18 protein-coding genes are annotated in these 19,546 nt (G+C 52.8%); 8 read left to right on the forward strand and 10 right to left on the reverse strand.

All coding sequences use genetic code 11. From position 1 onward, the window contains the following. Positions 1–55: 55 nt before the first annotated feature. The 3 genes from parC to AB8809_RS21360 form a co-directional block, all read right to left on the reverse strand. On the reverse strand, positions 56–2,326 hold the full coding sequence (gene parC / locus AB8809_RS21350; protein WP_180778461.1) for a DNA topoisomerase IV subunit A: 2,271 nt from the start codon (positions 2,324–2,326) through the stop codon (positions 56–58). A 174-nt stretch (positions 2,327–2,500) separates the two neighbouring features. Next, positions 2,501–3,004, reverse strand: a complete 504-nt coding sequence (locus tag AB8809_RS21355; RefSeq protein ID WP_349856533.1) for an SUKH-3 domain-containing protein — start codon at positions 3,002–3,004, stop codon at positions 2,501–2,503. A gap of 100 nt (positions 3,005–3,104) precedes the next feature. Further along, a complete protein-coding gene (locus AB8809_RS21360; RefSeq protein WP_180778463.1) occupies positions 3,105–3,440 on the reverse strand; it encodes a DUF2314 domain-containing protein in 336 nt (111 codons plus the stop codon). Between the two features lie 250 nt (positions 3,441–3,690). Between AB8809_RS21360 and AB8809_RS21365 the strand changes: the two genes are divergently transcribed. From AB8809_RS21365 to AB8809_RS21400, 8 genes are all read left to right on the forward strand, one after another. Next, entirely contained in the window at positions 3,691–6,093 is a 2,403-nt protein-coding gene (locus tag AB8809_RS21365) for a TonB-dependent receptor domain-containing protein (RefSeq protein ID WP_349856534.1), read from the forward strand. Positions 6,094–6,528: 435 nt separating this feature from the next. Continuing rightward, positions 6,529–8,079 carry a transcription antiterminator gene (locus AB8809_RS21370; protein ID WP_349856535.1) on the forward strand — a complete coding sequence of 517 codons (1,551 nt, stop codon included), beginning with the start codon at positions 6,529–6,531 and terminating at the stop codon, positions 8,077–8,079. Positions 8,080–8,126: 47 nt separating this feature from the next. After that, the gene (locus AB8809_RS21375) at positions 8,127–8,606 is read left to right on the forward strand and encodes a PTS sugar transporter subunit IIA (protein WP_180778466.1); all 480 of its coding nucleotides are present in this window, start codon (positions 8,127–8,129) and stop codon (positions 8,604–8,606) included. Between the two features lie 13 nt (positions 8,607–8,619). Beyond that, positions 8,620–8,934 (forward strand): PTS fructose transporter subunit IIB, encoded by a 315-nt coding sequence (locus AB8809_RS21380; protein ID WP_010297459.1) that lies wholly within the window; start codon positions 8,620–8,622, stop codon positions 8,932–8,934. 25 nt (positions 8,935–8,959) lie between these two features. After that, on the forward strand, positions 8,960–10,051 hold the full coding sequence (locus AB8809_RS21385) for a PTS fructose transporter subunit IIC (protein WP_039510053.1): 1,092 nt from the start codon (positions 8,960–8,962) through the stop codon (positions 10,049–10,051). An 11-nt stretch (positions 10,052–10,062) separates the two neighbouring features. Continuing rightward, positions 10,063–10,914 (forward strand): class II fructose-bisphosphate aldolase, encoded by an 852-nt coding sequence (locus AB8809_RS21390; RefSeq protein ID WP_349856536.1) that lies wholly within the window; start codon positions 10,063–10,065, stop codon positions 10,912–10,914. Positions 10,915–11,002: 88 nt separating this feature from the next. Further along, complete coding sequence (locus AB8809_RS21395) at positions 11,003–11,866, forward strand: ketose-bisphosphate aldolase (RefSeq protein WP_349856537.1); 864 nt, start codon at positions 11,003–11,005, stop codon at positions 11,864–11,866. Between the two features lie 202 nt (positions 11,867–12,068). Next, entirely contained in the window at positions 12,069–12,650 is a 582-nt protein-coding gene (locus tag AB8809_RS21400; RefSeq protein WP_181829968.1) for an NAD(P)H-dependent oxidoreductase, read from the forward strand. A 40-nt stretch (positions 12,651–12,690) separates the two neighbouring features. Here the strand turns inward: AB8809_RS21400 and AB8809_RS21405 are convergent, their stop codons facing one another. The 7 genes from AB8809_RS21405 to nudF all read right to left on the reverse strand — a co-directional run bounded on the left by AB8809_RS21405 (position 12,691) and on the right by nudF (position 19,542). Continuing rightward, positions 12,691–13,587: a LysR family transcriptional regulator gene (locus AB8809_RS21405; protein WP_205947212.1), complete on the reverse strand. Its 897-nt coding sequence runs from the start codon at positions 13,585–13,587 to the stop codon at positions 12,691–12,693. A gap of 176 nt (positions 13,588–13,763) precedes the next feature. Further along, complete coding sequence (locus AB8809_RS21410; RefSeq protein ID WP_349856538.1) at positions 13,764–14,777, reverse strand: aldo/keto reductase; 1,014 nt, start codon at positions 14,775–14,777, stop codon at positions 13,764–13,766. A gap of 193 nt (positions 14,778–14,970) precedes the next feature. Then, complete coding sequence (gene parE, locus AB8809_RS21415; protein WP_180778471.1) at positions 14,971–16,866, reverse strand: DNA topoisomerase IV subunit B; 1,896 nt, start codon at positions 16,864–16,866, stop codon at positions 14,971–14,973. 92 nt (positions 16,867–16,958) lie between these two features. Further along, positions 16,959–17,540 carry an esterase YqiA gene (gene yqiA, locus AB8809_RS21420; RefSeq protein WP_012773036.1) on the reverse strand — a complete coding sequence of 194 codons (582 nt, stop codon included), beginning with the start codon at positions 17,538–17,540 and terminating at the stop codon, positions 16,959–16,961. After that, positions 17,540–18,367 carry a 3',5'-cyclic-AMP phosphodiesterase gene (gene cpdA / locus AB8809_RS21425; RefSeq protein WP_012773035.1) on the reverse strand — a complete coding sequence of 276 codons (828 nt, stop codon included), beginning with the start codon at positions 18,365–18,367 and terminating at the stop codon, positions 17,540–17,542. The genes yqiA and cpdA overlap by 1 nt, the downstream gene beginning before the upstream one ends. A 107-nt stretch (positions 18,368–18,474) precedes the next feature. Next, complete coding sequence (locus AB8809_RS21430; RefSeq protein WP_012773034.1) at positions 18,475–18,906, reverse strand: DUF1249 family protein; 432 nt, start codon at positions 18,904–18,906, stop codon at positions 18,475–18,477. 3 nt (positions 18,907–18,909) lie between these two features. Beyond that, complete coding sequence (nudF, locus tag AB8809_RS21435; RefSeq protein ID WP_180778472.1) at positions 18,910–19,542, reverse strand: ADP-ribose diphosphatase; 633 nt, start codon at positions 19,540–19,542, stop codon at positions 18,910–18,912. Positions 19,543–19,546 lie beyond the last annotated feature (4 nt).

Raw genomic sequence — 19,546 nt, forward strand, 5'->3', positions numbered from 1 at the left:
AAGAAAGGCGGTATTACACCGCCTTTCTCAACATACACAGGGCAATACGGAGGGGTTATTCTTCGCTGCTGCCAGTGCTAATCTGCTGCGGTGCATCCACCTCAATCCGGTCAATGCGCTGTAGCCCACGCAGCAACGTGCCTTTCCGCCCGCGCTCACCCTGATACTTCTGAAGCTCGTTCGGACGCAGCACCAGCTTACGCTTACCGAAATACAGCGTGACGGAAGCCTGTGGTGGTAGCAGATACAGCCAGGTCAGACGGTCTTTACCTTCAGCAAAATCAGCCGAGGAGATGGACACAATCTTGTTGCCTTTGCCTTTCGACAGCTGTGGTAGATCGGAGACAGGGAACAACAGCATTCTGCCTGCGGCAGTGATCGCCATCAGCAGGTTATCGTCACCGTGGATCTCCATCGGAGCTAACGCCTTCGCATTATCCGGCAGTGTAATAATCGCTTTACCTGCGCGGTTGCGCGCGACCAGATCGTTGAAGGTACACACGAAACCGTAGCCTGCATCCGATGCCATCAGCAACGGCTGATCGTCTGCGGCCATCAGCACCTGTTCAATCGTCGCGCCCGGCGGCGGCGTGAGTTTGCCCGTCAGCGGCTCGCCCTGACCACGTGCGGAAGGCAGCGTGATCGGGTCCAACGCGTAGCTACGGCCGGTGGAGTCAATAAACACCACAGGCTGATTGCTCTTACCTTTCGCAGCGGCGCGGAAGCTATCACCCGCCTTGTAACTCAACCCGGCAGGATCGATGTCATGCCCTTTGGCGCTGCGCACCCAGCCCATTTCCGACAGCACAATGGTGACCGGTTCTGACGGCACAAAGTCATGTTCACTCATCGCTTTCGCTTCGCTGCGTTCATACAGCGGCGAACGACGATCGTCGCCATAGGTTTGCGCATCCGCCTGAATTTCTTTCTTAATCAGATTGCTGAGCTTACGATCTGACGCCAGCAGCGCTTGAAGCTGATCGCGCTCTTTTGCTAGATCGTCCTGCTCACCGCGGATTTTCATCTCTTCCAGCTTGGCCAAATGACGTAATTTCAGTTCCAGGATCGCTTCAGCCTGTGTTTCACTCAGGCTGAACTGGCGCATCAGTACAGGCTTCGGCTCATCTTCCGTGCGGATGATATGGATGACTTCATCAATATTCAGGAACGCAATCAGCAAGCCTTCAAGGATATGCAGGCGCTTGAGCACTTTTTCCAGACGGTAGTTCAGACGGCGGCACACCGTATCACGACGGAATACCAGCCACTCGCTCAGGATCTCGACCAGCCCTTTCACGCTAGGGCGACCATCCAGACCGATCATATTCATGTTAACGCGATAGCTCTTTTCCAGATCGGTCGTGGCGAACAGGTGATTCATCACCTGATCCATATCGATACGGTTCGAGCGCGGCACCAGCACCAGACGGGTTGGATTTTCGTGATCGGATTCGTCGCGCAGGTCTTCCACCATCGGCAGCTTCTTCGCGCGCATCTGGCTGGCAATCTGTTCCAGCACTTTGGCACCGGAAACCTGATGTGGCAGCGCGGTAATGACGACATCACCGTCTTCTTTCTTCCAGACTGCGCGCATACGTACCGAGCCACGGCCATTCTGGTAGAGTTTGCGCACTTCATCGCGCGGCGTGATGATTTCAGCTTCCGTCGGGAAATCCGGCCCCTGCACGTGCTGCAATAAATCGTCCAGCGAAGCCTTCGGATTTTCCAGCAGCATGACCGCAGCGGCGGCGACTTCACGCACGTTATGCGGCGGAATATCCGTTGCCATGCCGACGGCGATCCCAGTGGTGCCGTTCAGCAAAATATTCGGCAGACGCGCAGGTAGCATCTTCGGCTCCTGCATCGTCCCGTCAAAGTTCGGGATGTAATCGACCGTACCCTGTCCTAACTCCGACAGCAGGATTTCAGCATATTTGGACAGCCGCGATTCGGTATAACGCATGGCGGCGAAGGATTTCGGATCGTCCGGCGCCCCCCAGTTCCCCTGACCATCCACCAGCGGGTAGCGGTACGAGAACGGCTGCGCCATCAGCACCATGGCTTCATAGCAGGCGCTGTCGCCGTGCGGATGGTATTTACCCAGCACGTCACCCACGGTACGGGCGGATTTTTTGAATTTGGCGCTGGCATTCAGCCCCAGTTCGGACATCGCATACACAATGCGACGCTGCACAGGCTTCAGGCCATCGCCAATGAACGGCAATGCCCTGTCCATGATGACGTACATGGAATAATTCAGGTATGCATTTTCGGTAAACGTGCGCAGCGCAAGGCTTTCTGCGCCGTCATGAGTCATCTCACTCATTTATCTCATTTCCCTCACATCGCGGCGCGATGGTTACGCTTTCCGGCACGCCATAGTGGCGGTATGTTTGGCGGGAATAGTACCTTATCTGATGAGGTGATGTCACAGGGAACAACGTTGCGGCTCACTCCGGGCGATTACCGATGTGAATCCGACTGCGGCGAGAAAAGAGGGCTAGCGATAGCGATAGACGTTCGGATGGTCTGCGGTAATCGTCTCGCCATATACGGATATTGACGATTGGTCTGGCCGCAGCATGGGCTTTCCCTTGCGCCCCAGCAGAATACGTTCAACGGCAGTGCCAAAAGCAGCCCCTTCAAACCAGAATGCCTCATGTATAAAGCTCATTCCGTAGCAGATTCCCGCGCGGTCCATAAGCAAAGCGCCGTGTGAATGATGGGTTTCGCCGATCAGAATCAGCGTTGTATTCAGAATACTTTGCCACTCAAGCAGCGTTTCATCATCCTGCAAATCCTCGCTGCTGCCAAAAATAATATCGCCACTGGCGCACGTTTCCCCTGCACCGCACTGTCCAACCGTCAGCCCGCCGAATGTATGAAGGATAATAAAAGCCGGATGGTTCTCTGGCACAAACGGCGGGACTGATTGCGTGGTAGCACACGGCCAGCCCGCAGTCTGAAACAGTGGAAGTACAGATTCGGGTATTTCAATCGACATCGTTCGTCATCTTATGAGCAGAGCACCATTATCAAAAGACACCATGCAGGCACTAAACATCATGGCATCAGCGCGGACATCGTCAGTGTGAGCAATGCGGCTATTCATCCTTTTCATAAATGCCAATCACGTGACAAGCATGAAACGTAACAATCTGGCCGCACCGCACGCAGTCGCTTCCCGTGGGAGTATTGTCTAAAACACCTTGATAAAACGCGCGATGCTTTGTCGTCACTCTGACCCACATCCTTTCCACCGACAGCTCATCCGCGCCTGCGGTTTTTTCCATACGAAAGATCAGCTTAACAAAATCGTCGGGGACGAGTGACTCACGCACTTCCTTGTCTGGTATCCAGAATGAATCAGGATACTCGCGGTTAAGCGCTTCGCCATCGTCCAGCTCGTAGTGATCGGTTTCATACGTCGGTAGTTTCATTACACCTCATTGATACAGAACGCCTACACCATCGCCTTCGATTTGATAGCAAACATACCGTTTCATTAAGAATTATTCATCATCGTTGCAACAACAGATGATAATGCTTAGCATATTGATAATAATTATCATTACCACATGATAATTAATGTTATTCGCCGTTTTGCATTTCCCTTGCAGACGTTAGCTACCAGCACGCCATGTTTCCTCAACGCCGCTGGCCAGAACAACCTTATAGCAGAGTATCATTATGTTAATTAACAAGAATTTAAATAAAATTCTTCTCACCGGCATCTTAACTGGCGTCGTACTGAACAGCATGGCAGCGGATAGCACCACGGGCAACAACGCACTCAACGGGAAGAGTCAGGATAATTCAGCGGCGAAAGCGGAACAAACCGACGATGTCATGACGGTGAAATCGCCAAAGATCGAGAAAAAAGCGGGGTCGAGTACGACGCTGACAGCCGCAGATATGCAAAAAGAAGGCGGCAACAATTTTGGCACTATCATGCGCTATCAACCTCTGGTGAGCGCAACGGGTGCCAGCGGCGGCAGTAATACCGGGAAAAGCGGCTTTGACCGCGGCGGTTACACGGGCTACAACATTCGTGGGATTGAAAGCAACCGTGTTGCGATCGATACCGATGGCATCGCTCTGCCCAATGCCACAGGCCGCAGCTACGCCAGCCGTGCCGGATTCAATACGTTCGGCATGGGACGCGACTATATCGACCCTTACGTGTACAGCAGCGTCGATATTGAGTCAGGCGTCACCTCCGCAGAAAATACCATCAACGCACTCGGAGGCAGTGTCTCCTTTCGGCCAAAATCTGCCGATGATTATCTGAAAGCAGGCAAGCAGGACTACTTTGGTCTCCAGAGTGACTTCGACTCTGCCAACCATGGTTGGCATAATGGCATCACCGCCGCAGGCGGTGATGACGAATTGCGCGGCGTGGTCGTGCTCAGCCGCCGCGACGGCCAGCAAACGCGTAATAACAGCGACGAGATCGCCGCTTACCCCGCCAACTGGCACTCTAACGCCATTTTGGCATCAGGTATTTGGCAGGCCAACGACGAACACCAGCTCACCGGAACGTTGGATTATTACCATAAAACCAACCACACCCATTATGATTACTGGGGTAACCTGCCAAGCGGCAACAATACCATTTACGGCACAGCGCAACAGAGCAGCGAGACACGCCGCTGGACCGCCAGCCTGAAAGATCGCTGGACGCCTGTTAACAATACGCTGGTCGATTTGGTTGATAGCCGCATTTACTTCCAAAACAGCGAATCACACGACAACACCTGGCTACCGGCAACCACAGGGATGGCGGCGGCGGATAGCCATCGGGTCTATTCTGACTACAATGTCACCACTTATGGATTCGATACCCATATGGTGAAAAGCTGGGATCGCCACGAATTCAGCTGGGGTCTTAATGCCAGCCAAAGCAAAACAGAGCGTCCGTTCAGACAATCACCGAATCAAACGGGTGCCAATAACATCATGCAGCCAGAAGCCGACAGCAATAGCTACACCGTCGGCGGCTTTGTGCAGGATACCGTTACGTGGGATCTGGCGGGGCACGCCTTTTCGGTTGTCCCTGCCGTGCGCGCCATCCATCAGCGTACCAAACCGACCAATACAGTTCGCCTGAGCGGTGACGGCAGTGTCATCAGTGAATCCGATGTCAACAGACTGTACGGTAAAGCCAACAGTGATACTCAAGTCCTGCCTTCACTGAGCTTCCTCTATGACATCACCCCGACGCTGACAACCTATTTGCAGTTCCGCCGTGGCGCACAATTCCCGGATGCCAGCCAGCTTTATGGCAGCACCAACCTGGACGCCAACTATGCCGGACCAGCTCAGTATGCCTTTATCGGCAATAGCGACCTCAAGACGGAAACCAGCAACAACGTAGAATGGGGATTAAAAGGCGAAGCAACGGAGGGAATCACCTTCCGTACCGCGCTGTTCTACAACACGTATAAGAACTTTATCGCCAATACCCGCTACCGTCGTAGCGCCAACCCCGATAAATTTACCAATGTGCCAAGCAATATCAGCACGATATATCAGGCGGAAAACCGCGATAAAGCCTACATCTACGGTGGTGAGGTCAGCAGCAAAATACAGCTAGGCACCTGGTTCCCGTCCGTTGATGGGCTCAGCACCACGCTGGCGTTTGGTTACACCAAAGGCCAATCGCAATCCCGCTACCTTGGCGACCGCTATGTCGATCTCGACAGCGTGGCTCCGATGAAAGCGGTGATAGGTATCGCCTACGACGATCCTTCTCAGCGCTACGGTGCCGCCGTGACGTCTACCTTCCAGAAAGGGAAACAGGCGAAGGATACCAGCCGTGAAAGCTACACCAATGCAGGCAACGCTATCACCACCTCAAGTACCGAATATATGCGGATTCCCGGCTACGGTATGGTGGATCTGACCGCCTACTATCGCGTGACCAAAAACGTGAAAATCAACGGCGGTGTGTATAACCTGACTGACCGTAAATACTGGGATTACCTCAGCAGTCGCCAGATTGAGACCAACGATCGGCAGGGGCAGTATGACCGCGCCCTCTCCGTGCAGCCTGGTCGAACCTTCCAACTGGGTGTGAACGTGGACTTCTAATCCGCGTCGCTCACGATTCAATGAAAAAGGCGATGTCTGCATAAGGCATCGCCACCGTAATCAGGCAAGAGCGCGCACCACGGCTTTCTTGCCTTTTTATTTTTCTCTATACGCTCTTCCCGCCACGTCCCGTTTAATTGCGCCGATATCATTATTTCTACAGCATTAAATAATGGCGATGCCGATCAGAATGTCTAATTTACCTCTCGCTATAACGTGATCGCGATCTCAATTAATATCCCGTCAGCACCATGTTTTAATTTTGTCCTATTCAGCGGACAGCATTTAGTATTGTCCCTCTCGACTATCGCGACTAGATTAATGATTACAGCACGTGACGTAAATAAACCAACAGAGAAAATAAAACAGGAAATTATTTAGAAAAAATTATCAATTCGATAAGCATCAGAAAATCTAAAAATTCATGAGGGTAATATGATGCAGCCACTCACCTCCCGTCAGAACCGTTTATTGAAATATCTGTTACAACACCAGGGATATGTAACGGTTAAAGATATTGCACATTACCTCGATGTGTCTGAAAAAACTGTCTATCGTGATATGCAATTTGTCGAAGCCTTCCTTTCTGTCTGGAATATTTATCCAGACAAAAAGGTCGGTGCGGGAATCATGTTAACCACGGATGACGATCGCCATCTCACACTGTTAGAGCAGCAAATTGTCGTGGACGACGGAGAGACCGATGCGCTGATCAACAATGCGCGTCGCGTCAAAATTGCCTCACAGCTGCTGAGCGACACGCCTCATGAAACATCCATCAGCAAGCTGTCAGAACGCTACTTTATCAGCAGCGCCTCTATCGTTAACGATCTGAAAATCATCGAAAGCTGGTTACATCCGCTGGGGCTGGCGCTGGTGCGCAGCCAGAGCGGCACGCACATTGAAGGCAGTGAGAATCAGGTGCGTCAGGCGATGGCCTCGCTCATTAATGACGTCATGCACCATAAAGAACCTGGCCCGCTTAACCATTCTCGTCTCGACCCCGGCAGCTATAAGGCACTGATCAACTATTTCGGTAAAGAAGACGTGTCCTTCGTCGAATCGCTGTTACAGGACATGGAACGACAGCTTTCTTATCCACTCGGTGAACCTTATTACATCAATATTTTCACGCATACCTTAATTATGATGCACCGCATTGCGCAGGGAAAAGCGTTAATGATGGCGGAAGAATCCGTTCATCAGCAGGTTGATAATCGTATATTCTCCATCGCTCAAAACATGGTGAGCCAAATAGAGCAGCGCGTCGAGAGCACACTGCCATCTGACGAAGTCTGGTTTATTTACCAATATATTATTTCCTCCGGCATTGTGATGGAGGAACGGGCGGATAACCAACTGCTCCGCTATCAATTTTCTAACGGTGAATCACGCAGAATTACGCACGCACTGACGCAGATATTTTCTGATTTAATTAATATCGATTTGCGCACAGATAAGTTATTACATGAAGGATTACTTATTCACATCAAGCCATTGCTTAACCGCTTAAAGTACCAAATACATATTCGCAACCCGTTATTAGACGATATCAAAAGCGAATTTATCGATATTTATGATATGACTCAGCAAGCGATGGATGAAGTCTGTCAGCGATTTCAATTAAAACCGGTCGCTGAAGATGAAATCGGCTATCTGACCATTCATTTTCAAGCCGCGCTGGAACGCCAAATTGCACATAAACGTATTCTGGTGGTGTGTTCCAGCGGCGTAGGAACGTCACACCTGTTGAAAAACCGCATCCTGCGCGCATTCCCTGATTGGATTATTGTTGGCGTGGTTTCGGCCAGCAATATGCAGAGGTTTTGCCAGCAGGAAGAGATTGAGCTGATTATTTCCACGATTCATCTGGAAGAACAACACATTCCTGTCGTCTATGTTTCCGCCTTTTTTAATGACGATGACATTAAACGCGTTACCGAAAAAGTTATCGCCAATCAACTGCATCAGGCCGTCCCCCACTGATTATTGGCCGAACGTTATTTTTAACATTTATAGATGAGGTGTGATAAATGGATATCAATAAAATACTGAATGTAAATCGCGTAAAGCTAACTATGTCCGCGACCAATAAAGACGAAGCCATTAATGAATTAACCGATCTGCTGTATGCCGATGGCGCTATTACCAATAAACAGGATTTTATTCATGATGTCTGGTTACGCGAGGCGGAAGGATCGACCGGTTTTGAAAACCATATTGCGATCCCCCACGGAAAATCCTCTGCCGTAAAACAGACCACGCTCGCGATTGGCCGCACCCGTCAGGATATTCCGTGGGAGACGCTGGACGGTAGCCAGGTTCGCTGCATTATTCTTTTTGCCGTGCGTCTGGAAGATCAGAACACGACACATATTCGCCTGCTGTCTCAGGTTGCCAGCGCGCTGGCCGATGATGAGGTGATTGCTCAACTGCTGGACGAATCCGATCCCCATAAAATTATTCGGCTGTTTAGTCAGTATGCAGAAACAGCTCCCGTCACTCCGACATAAGACGAGGCTCAAAATGAATATTGTTTGTGTTGCCGCCTGCACGGCAGGCATTGCGCATACCTATATCGCACGCGAGAAACTCATTAAGGGTGCCAACGCCTTAAATTACGCTATCAAAGTAGAAACTCAGGGAACCATTGGTACAGAGAATGAATTAACGCCTGATGAAATAGCCGCAGCCGATGTTGTTATTCTGGCCATCGATATAAAAATAACAGGCGAAGAGCGGTTTAAAGGTAAGCCAATTGTTCGGGTAAAAACGGAGGTCGTTATTAAATCTCCGATTAAATTTCTGGAAAAAGTCGCTAGTTCTTTAGCGGGTGCCTGAATATCTCAATTTCGGGGTAATAATTATGAACACCAGAAAAATCACCGTTGGACAGGAAATAAAGCGTCATCTTCTTACCGGTATTTCCTGGATGATCCCGCTCATTGTCGCAGCCGGGATCTGTATTGCCCTCGGTCAGGTTATCGGCGGCCCGGATGTCGGCAAGCAAACCGGCAGTATTGCGTGGATGCTCAACCAGATCGGCGGTTGGGGGATGGGGCTGATTGTTCCGCTCATCAGCGCCGCCATCGCTTATTCCATTGCCGACCGCCCCGGCTTCGCTCCCGGCCTGATCGTAGGTTTTATCTGCGGTCAGATTCAAACCGGATTTATCGGCGGTATTCTCGGCGGCTTCTTAGTCGGCTACACCGTGCTGCTGCTGCGCCGCTACATCAAGCTGCCCACCTCAATGCAGGGGCTGATGCCCGTCATGATCCTGCCGCTGCTCAGCACCATTATCGCCGGGCTGCTGATGATGACGTTTATCGGCCAGCCCATCGTCTGGCTGCAAAAAGCGCTAATTCATCTGCTGGAATCCATGCAGGGCGGCTCGAAATTCCTGATGGGGGCGATTTTAGGTGCGATGGCGACCTTCGATTTCGGCGGACCGGTGAACAAGACGATGTCGCTCTTCGCGGACGGCATGCTGGTCGATGGTATCTACGGACCGGAAGCCGTCAAATTTGTCGGCTCAATGATTCCGCCCTTCGGCATCACGCTGTCCTTCCTGCTAACCCGCTACAAATACACCCGCGCAGAAAAAGAGGCGCTGAAAGCCGCCTTCCCGATGGGGATCTGCATGATTACCGAAGGTGTCATCCCCATTGCCGCACGTGACCTGTTCAGAGTCGTTGCCAGTTGCGTCGTTGCCTCCGCTATCGCGGGCGGACTCATCATGGTCTGGGGCGTGGAGGCGCCCGTGCCACACGGCGGCATGTTTGTCGTCCCGCTGTTTACCAAGCCGCTGATGTTCTGTCTGGCGCTCGGTATCGGCACGGCAATCTGCGGCGTGATGCTGTCGCTGATTAAGAAACGCGTGACGCAGGCAGATGAAGAGTTCGACGACGTTGACGACAGCAGCGTGCGTGACGAAGACATTAAATTCACTCTCGAATAACAGGAGCCGCCATGTATGCCGCAATGAAAGCCCTCATTGATGACGCGTATCAACAGCAGTATGCCGTGCTCGCCATCAACTGTTTCAATCTGGAGACCGCCCGTGCGGCCATTGCCGCCGCCGAGCAACAGCGTGCGCCGCTGATCCTGAATGTTTATCAAGGACACAGCGCGCACTTTCCGCCGCACCTCGCGGTGCCACTGGCCAAAGCGCTGGCCGAGCAGACCACCGTTCCCGTGGCGCTCAGTCTGGATCACGGTACGGCATTCAACCTGATTGGTCAGGCATTCCGCGCCGGTTTTACCGGGCTGATGATCGATGCTTCCAGTCACCCACTGGCGGAAAACATCCTGCGTACGCAACAGGTGGTGACCATCGCTGCGACAGCGGGAGTCTGTGTGGAAGGCGAGCTGGGTCATATCGCCGACGCGCCCGTCTACGACCAAGAGGACGCCGCAGTGAAAATGACGCAGGTGGAAGACGTCGTTCCCTTTATCCGCCAAACCGGTATCGACCTGCTTGCTGTGTCGGTCGGCACCGCCCACGGCATGTACCCGCCGGGGGTAACGCCACGGATTGATTTCGAGCGACTTGAAGCCCTGCATCGGGAATCAACGGTGCCATTGGCGCTGCACGGCGGCAGCGGCACCAAGGCTGACGATATTCGCCGCGTCAGCCGTCACGGTGTCGCCAAAATCAACGTCGGCGCGGCCGTTTTTGAGGCAGGAAAAACGGCATTGCAGCAGACGCTGCATCAGCATCCAACGACGGAGTTATCCGACTTACTGGCAACGATGGAATCTGCCTGCCGCGACGTGGTCGTCGATTATCTCGGTTGGTCAGGTTCAGCCAACAAAGCCTGACCGTTCGCCTTTACCCGCTTTCACCATCAGTGGTTTTCCACTGGTATAGGAACGCTTTGCCCTTTATCCGACACAGGAGAGACATAACATGTTGATTTCAATGACTGACATCCTGAAACCCACGCGTGAACACCGTTTCGCTATCGGCGCATTTAACGTGGCCGATAGCTGCTTTATCCGTGCCGTAGTGGAAGAAGCCGAAGCGACGAATACCCCGGCCATTATCTCTATCCACCCGAGCGAGCTGGAATTCGTTACCGATGAGTTCTTCGCCTATGTGCGAGAAAGAACGCTGCGCAGCCCCGTACCGTTTGTCATCCACCTCGATCATGGCGCCTCGATCGCACACGTTCTGCGTGCCATTCAGTGCGGATTTACCTCCGTCATGATCGATGGATCGCTGATGCCTTATGAAGAGAACGTGGCACTCACCCGCGAAGTGGTGAAACTGGCGCATGCCGTTGGCGTTTCCGTCGAAGGGGAATTAGGCACGATTGGCGACACTGGCACCACGATAGAAGGCGGCGTCAGCAAAGTGATCTATACCGACCCTGAACAGGCGGAAGATTTCGTCAACCGAACCGGCGTTGATACGTTAGCCGTCGCCATCGGTACGGCGCACGGTATTTACCCCAAAGACCTGAAGCCAGAACTGCAAATGCATATCCTGCGGGATATTTCGCAGCGGGTCTCGATTCCGCTTGTCTTGCACGGCGGTTCGGCCAACCCGGACGCCGAAATTGCCGAAGCGGTGACGCTTGGCGTGGGCAAAATCAATATCTCCAGCGACATGAAATTCGCCTATTTCCAGAAAGCGCGAGAAATCCTCAGCCGTGAAACCTGGTGGGACCCTAATGCCATCTATCCGGAACCGATTAAGGCGGCAAAAGAGGTGATTCGCTATAAAATGGCGCTCTTCGGCTCAACGGGAAAAGCCAGTTTATATCGATAGATACATCACACAATCTGACCAAGGCAAGAGAGGATTCTCTTGCCTTTTCCTCCGACTACATTATTTCAATAGAACACCATTCTGCTTCTTATTGTTGATATTCAGTCAACAGTGTTATGCGCTACCGCACATTTTTCTGCACGAATCTCTCCTCTAGACTACGCCCAACATCGTCGTTGATAATCGATTCGAGAGCAGACCTATGCAAAACATTTTACTGATTGATGCAGGCAAATCATTCGCTCACTCCAAAGGTGAGTTGAACCATACCCTTACCGAGGTCGCCGCCAGTTTCCTGCGCGACAAAGGTCACGACGTCCGCGTGACGGTCGTGGACAGCGGCTACGATATTGAACAGGAAATTCAGAACTACCTGTGGGCGGACACTATCATTTACCAGATGCCAGGATGGTGGATGGATACGCCGTGGATCCTGAAGAAATACATCGATGAGGTGTTTACCGCTGGCCACGGCTCGCTTTACGCCAGCGATGGCCGCAGCCGTTCGGATGCCAGCAAAAAATACGGTTCTGGCGGGCTGTTACAAGGCCGCAAATATATGCTGTCTCTAACGTGGAATGCGCCGCTGGAAGCCTTTGACGATCCTGAACAGTTCTTCCACGGTGTGGGCGTGGACGGCGTATACCTGCCGTTCCATAAAGCGAACCAGTTCATCGGGTTATCCCCCTTGCCGACCTTCATCTGCAACGATGTGATAAAGGCACCGGACGTCCCTGCTTATCTTGCAAACTATCGCCAGCATCTGGATGAGCTCTTTGCCTAATCGCCGTTTCACGCGTCTCTCCACCGCTGTGAGTCACATCTCACAGCGGATTTTCCGTGAGCGTCTCGCTCATGAAATCCAGAAAACAGGTAATGCGCGCCGCCAATTGGCTATTGCGGTAATACACCGCGTAAACCGGCAAGCTAGCCTCCACGGTCTCCTCGGTGAGGATCGGCACCAGCCGCCCCGCCGCCAAATCGTCCCGAATCAGGAAGGTAGACATGCGCACAATCCCTTCGCCCCGCAGCGCCAACTGACGCAATATCTCACCGTTTGATGCCAGCAACGCGGGCGTGATGGGATAGAAATTCTGAAGTCCGTGCCGTAATGGCCAGTGATTCAGCGACTCCACCTGAGTAAACCCCAGGCAAATATGATCGGCCAATGACTCAACCGTCATCGGCGTACCATGCTGCTGGAGATAATCAGGGCTGGCGACGATGTGTAGCTTGCTTGCGCCGAGCGGTCGGGCGTGAATGGTGGAATCTTTTAACGTACCGATGCGAATCGCGATATCGGTATGCTGCTCAAGTAAATCAATAACGAAATCATCGGTATTGAGCTCAAGAATGATTTTAGGATACCGGCGGCGAAACTCCGGCACCAGCGGCACGATCACATGCTGCATAAACGCCGAGGCCGAATTGACCCGCAGCCGCCCGCTCGGTTGCTCGTGGCGCAGCAGTACCTGCTCTTCAGCGTGTTCCACCGCGTGAAGCACGCCACGGGCGTGCTCAAGAAACATCGTGCCTTCTTCGGAAAGGGAGAGACGTCGCGTGGTTCGATGCAGCAAAGTCGTGCCCAGTTTGTCCTCCAGACGCCGCAGCGCCCGACTGATGCCCGACGTCGTTTGTCCCAGCTGTTCCGCTGCCGCCGTGATCGAACCAGTGTCGATCACCACCACAAAAGCCTGAAGTTCCTCAAGCGTGACTTTCATACGCGCGTACACCTGCCATCGATTCGGTATTTACCAAGCGTTATCGTGTGCTCGCATCATACCGCAGTCACTTGTAAATGGCTGCCACGTCAAACACCGCTCTGCCGAAGCGACTTATTTACCCGGCAGGGATAAAACCGCCGAGAAATGTTTTAGGCAATGACACATCAACGCCTCTATGCCTGCTTTTTAGCCTGCGTCTGCGGGGTATTCTGTGCCATGACGCCGACCAGTTTATGTGGCTGGTAGCTTTCTTCCAGATAGCGAATTTCATCGTCGCTCAGCGTCAAATCCACCGCTTTCACCGCGCCGTCGATATGGTGTTTCTTCGTTGCCCCGACCACGGGGGCGGTAACTTTGGTGAGCAGCCACGCCAGTGAAATCTCGGTCATTGACACGCGGTGTCGGGCGGCAAGCTCAGCTACGCGGTCGATGATGATTCGATCCTGTTCTGCCGTTGTATCGTATTTCCCTTTGGCGTAGGCATCCTCCTTTAAACGCAGGGACTCGACTCCCTCCAAACGCGACAACCGCCCGCTTGCCAACGCGCTGTAAGGCGTCAGTGCAATATTATCTTCAGCGCATAAACCGAATAGCTCGCGCTCATCTTCGCGCATAATCAGGTTGTAATGGCTTTGCACTGAGACGAATGGCGTCAGATTTTCGCGTTCCGCTATCGCATTCGCCTTCGCCAGTTGCCACGCGTGGCAGTTGGAAATGCCAATGGCACGCACCTTGCCCGCTTTCACCGCGCGATGTAGCGCATCGAGCACATCCAGAATCGGCGTGTTGTAATCCCAGATATGACAGATGTAGAGATCGATATAATCCATACCGAGGTTTTGCAGACTTTGGTCGAGCGACTGCGCGATAGCATGCTGCCCGCTGAGCCCGTCTGAAATCTGTTGCTGAGTGCGCGGCAGGAACTTGGTGGCAACCACCACATCATCGCGTTTCGCCATATCGCGCAGGGCCTTGCCGACATAGCGCTCACTGGAACCGCGTTGATAGGCGATGGCGGTGTCATAAAAGTTGATGCCATTCTCCAGGCCATAACGGATGATCTCGCGGCTTTCCGCTTCTCCAAGCGTCCAACTATGCTGTCCTGTGGATGCGTCGCCGAACCCCATACAGCCCATACATATACGGGAAACGGTGAGGCCGCTGTTGCCAAGTTTGGTGTATTGCATGGTTTCTCCCTGTGCTGAATACGCTTATTGAGACAGCGCTTTTCCGTTGCTGGGTTATCAGGTTAGGTTACTGGCAGGATCGGGATAAAACAGAGGAATATGCCTGTTTTCGCAGTTCGAGTGAACATCTCGAAAACAGGCGATAATACGGGTTAACGAATCGCTTCTGAGCGTACGGTGAATCGTGTGGCGGTTAGACCTCGATCTCCGCCTTGTCACCCTTCTCTTGCAGCCAGTTGCGGCGATCTTCCGAGCGTTTCTTCGCCAGCAGCATATCCATCATCGCCATCGTCTGATCGATGTCGTCTTCTTTGATGGTTAACTGCACCAGACGGCGCGTATTCGGATCCAACGTGGTTTCACGCAACTGTAGCGGGTTCATTTCGCCCAACCCTTTAAAACGCTGAACGTTTGGCTTGCCTTTCTTGCGCTTAAGCTGTTCCAGCACGCCTGCTTTTTCCTCTTCGTCCAGCGCGTAGTAGACCTCTTTGCCCAGATCGATGCGGTACAACGGCGGCATCGCGACATAAACGTGTCCACCCTGAACCAGCGCCCGAAAATGGCGGACAAACAGCGCGCACAGCAGCGTCGCGATGTGCAGACCATCAGAATCCGCATCCGCCAGAATACAGATCTTACCGTAACGTAGTTGGCTGAGATCGTCGCTGTCAGGATCGATGCCGATCGCCACCGAAATATCATGCACTTCCTGCGACGCCAGCACCTCATCGGAGGAGACTTCCCAGGTATTCAGGATCTTACCTTTCAGCGGCATGATCGCCTGAAATTCACGCTCGCGCGCCTGCTTCGCCGATCCACCTGCCGAGTCCCCTTCCACCAGAAACAGCTCGGTTCGGCTGAGATCCTGCGAGGTACAATCGGCCAGCTTGCCCGGTAGCGCAGGCCCGCTAGTCAGCTTTTTACGCACCACTTTCTTGGCGGCGCGCATACGGCGCTGGGCGCTGGAAATCGCCAGCTCGGCCAACTGCTCCGCCGCCTGCACGTTCTGGTTCAGCCACAGGCTGAAGGCATCTTTCACCACGCCGGACACAAACGCGGCGCATTGACGAGAAGAAAGACGTTCTTTGGTCTGCCCGGCAAACTGCGGTTCCTGCATTTTGACTGACAGCACGTAAGCACAGCGTTCCCAGATATCGTCTGCGCTCAGCTTCACGCCGCGCGGCAGAATATTGCGGAATTCGCAGAATTCACGCATCGCATCCAGCAACCCCTGACGCAGGCCGTTAACGTGTGTCCCACCCATTGGGGTCGGAATAAGGTTGACGTAGCTTTCCATCAACAGTTCACCGCCTTCCGGCAGCCACAGCAGCGCCCAGTCTACGGCTTCGGTATCGCCAGTAATCGACCCCAGAAACGGTTTTTCCGGCAGCGTAATCAGGCCATTCACCGCTTCGCACAGGTAGTCGTTCAGACCATCCTGATAGCACCAGCGCTGCTCGGTATTATTAACTTTGTCTTTAAAGATGATTTCCACACCGGGGCATAAGACCGCTTTGGCCTTCAGCAGGTGCGTCAAACGAGAGACGGAAAAACGGGCGCTGTCGAAGAACTTCTCATCTGGCCAGAAGTGTACACGCGTCCCGGTGTTACGACGCCCGCAGGTGCCCGTTACAGTGAGTTCCTGCACTTTATCGCCGTTGGCAAACGCGATGTCATACACCTGACCGTCGCGTTTAACGGTGACTTCAACACGGGTAGACAGGGCGTTTACCACGGAAATCCCTACGCCGTGCAAGCCGCCCGAGAACTGGTAGTTTTTACCGGAAAATTTACCGCCTGCGTGCAGACGACACAGAATCAGCTCAACGGCAGGCACACCCTCTTCCGGGTGAATGTCCACCGGCATCCCACGGCCATCGTCAATCACTTCCAGCGACTGATCGGCGTGCAGAATCACATCAATACGGCGCGCATGACCCGCCAGCGCTTCGTCAACGCTGTTGTCTATGACCTCTTGCCCCAGATGGTTAGGACGCGTGGTATCGGTGTACATTCCCGGACGACGGCGCACCGGTTCCAGTCCGCTGAGTACTTCAATCGCATCAGCGTTATAACTTGATTGAGCCATAGTTTGCGTTAATTCTTTGAGTTCAGTGAATGGGGTTTAACGAACCGCGCCTTCGCGAGTCGTTTTTCAATCCATAATGCATAGGTGGCGATTCAGTCTGTCGTGAGCCCTAAGAAATTCACAATTGGCGTGAAAAAATGCTCAAATCCGACAAAGGCATGATTGCCCCCTGACTCCACAGTTTGACGGCAGGCGGTGTAATACGCGACTGCCTGACGATAATCCAGAACCTCATCCCCCGTCTGCAACAGCAGCCAGAGCAAATCCGGCGATTCCAGTCGGTCAACCTGCATGACCTTCAGATCGTAAACGTGCCGAGACTCTAGCACATATTGTTCACCGGTGTAGGGGTTCTGGTATTCGCCCAGATGGTCCAGCAACAGTTCAAACGGCCTCACCGCGGGATTCACCACCACGGCAGGCAGCATAAAACACTGGGATAACCAAGTGGCATAATAACCACCGAGGGAAGAACCAACAATCCCTACCGGGCGGCCAGCACGCTCCATAATCAACGATTCCATCATCTCGGCGGCCTCTGCCGGATAAGGCGGAAGCTGTGGAATTATCATATCAATTTCAGGATGCTGTTCTGCCAGCCACGTTTTCAGCGCAGTCGCTTTCGCCGACTGCGGCGTACTGTTGAAGCCGTGCAGATAAAGAAGCGTGGGCATTAGTAACCGTCCGAATCCATGTCAGGCAGGAATTCGCTGCCCGACAGACGATAGACTTCCGTTTCCAGACGACCATCCGGAAACAGGTCCAGATAGCGCCATCCCGGTGCGACATCATCAATCGTGAAGTTAGTGCAGTGCGGTTTAAACTGTACGCAAGTCGATGGCGTCGCCAACAAGCGGCGACCATGCCAGTCAAAATCCATCTCCTGATGAATATGTCCACACAGCACGGTGTTCACCTGCGGATAACGATCCAGCACCGCAGACAGGCTATGCGCGTTACGCAGGCTGTGTTGATCGAGCCAGGTACAGCCGGAAGGATGCGGATGATGATGCAGCAGTAGCAACGTAAAGCGGTCGGGCTGACTTTTCAGGCTGCGCTCCAGCCATTCAAGCTGGTATTCGCTCAGCTCACCATGCGGGACGCCAAATACCTGACTATCCAATAAAATAATCTGCCACTTGTCACCCAGCAGCACATGCTTGGATGGCGCAATACCGGCCTCAGCCAATGCATCAACCATCGCCGGCTGGAAATCATGGTTACCGGGAAGCCATACGCAAGGTGCAGGGATCTGCGCAATGCCGCGCGAGAAGTGATGATAGGCTTCCAGCGTGTGATCCTGCGCCAAATCGCCCGTCGCCACGATTAAATCGAACGCATCCTGCCGAGCCTTGATGGCATTCAGCACAGCGTGATAGCTACGATAGGTGTTGATACCCAGCAAGGTTTCATGCTCGCCCGCAAAAAGGTGGGTATCTGTTATTTGTAAAATCCTGACTCTGGCGCCACTCGCCACAGGCAGTGTCAACAGGCTTTCCAAATGGTGTCCTTGGTTACGTAAATCTGTCTCTACCCGTCATCTCTCAAATTGCAGAATACACTAGCTTCCCTTGATGGCTCGGCTATCGCCACCCTGCGTCTTGAAATCTATTGGGTATCAAAAACCGGTATCGACATCGAACCATACGCCAAACAATACTTCAGCCAATCAGCAAGAAACTGATTAATTTGATGCTTTTCGTCACGCTGATGTAACTTCTTATTAGGATAATCATAACGTGCTTTGAAGCGAAAGATCTGCTGGCTGGCACACACTTCCGCAACCAATGCATCATGATACAACCTAACGCTCATCATTGGCAGACTCCAGTAGCTGACAGCGGGCGCTGTCTGCTTAATTTCGACCAATGAGGTATAGCGGGTAGACTCAAGAATCGTCAGTTGATAGATCGCATTATTGACGTGATAAACCGCGATTTCACCGACTTCATCAATTTTAGGCAACAAACGCCGTAATTGCATGAAGTTGGTTTCACATAGCCTCATCATGGCAGGGAAATCCGGAGTATAACGTTTCATAAATCAATCCACCCACGCGCGTTTCAGTTCTTCATGGTGCAACGCCAACCATTGCAAGGCAATGACAGACGCGGCGTTATCAACGATGCCTTCTTCAACCCATTGATAACTTTGTTCACGGCTCACGACATGTACGCGAATATCTTCATTCTCTTCCGACAGACCATGAATGCCTTTTGCCGTTCGCGTATCGACTTCGCCGACCATCACCGCCAGACGTTCGCTGGTGCCACCGGGGCTAGCGAGATAGTTGATTATCGGTCGACAACGGCCAACCCTTAGCCCCGCTTCTTCCTGCGCTTCGCGCCGCGCCACTTCTTCGTGGCTTTCTCCCGGTTCAATCATGCCAGCCACCAGCTCAAACAGCCAGGGAGACGCGCTGGTGTCATAGGCAGCAATGCGAATCTGTTCTATTAATACCACTTCATCACGTACGGGATCGTAAGGCAGCAACACCACGGCATGGCCACGCTCCAGGATCTCACGGCTAACTTCACCGCTCATACCGCCATTAAACAAGCGATGACGAAAACGATAAAGCTCCAGCGAAAAAAAACCGTCGTACAGCGTTTCGCGTGCAATAATTTCTACATCATCTTTGGTGAAAGTAACCGGACCGGATACGGAAGACGCCATAGCT

Source organism: Pectobacterium aroidearum, from assembly GCF_041228105.1.
Taxonomy (GTDB): Bacteria; Pseudomonadota; Gammaproteobacteria; order Enterobacterales; family Enterobacteriaceae; genus Pectobacterium; species Pectobacterium aroidearum.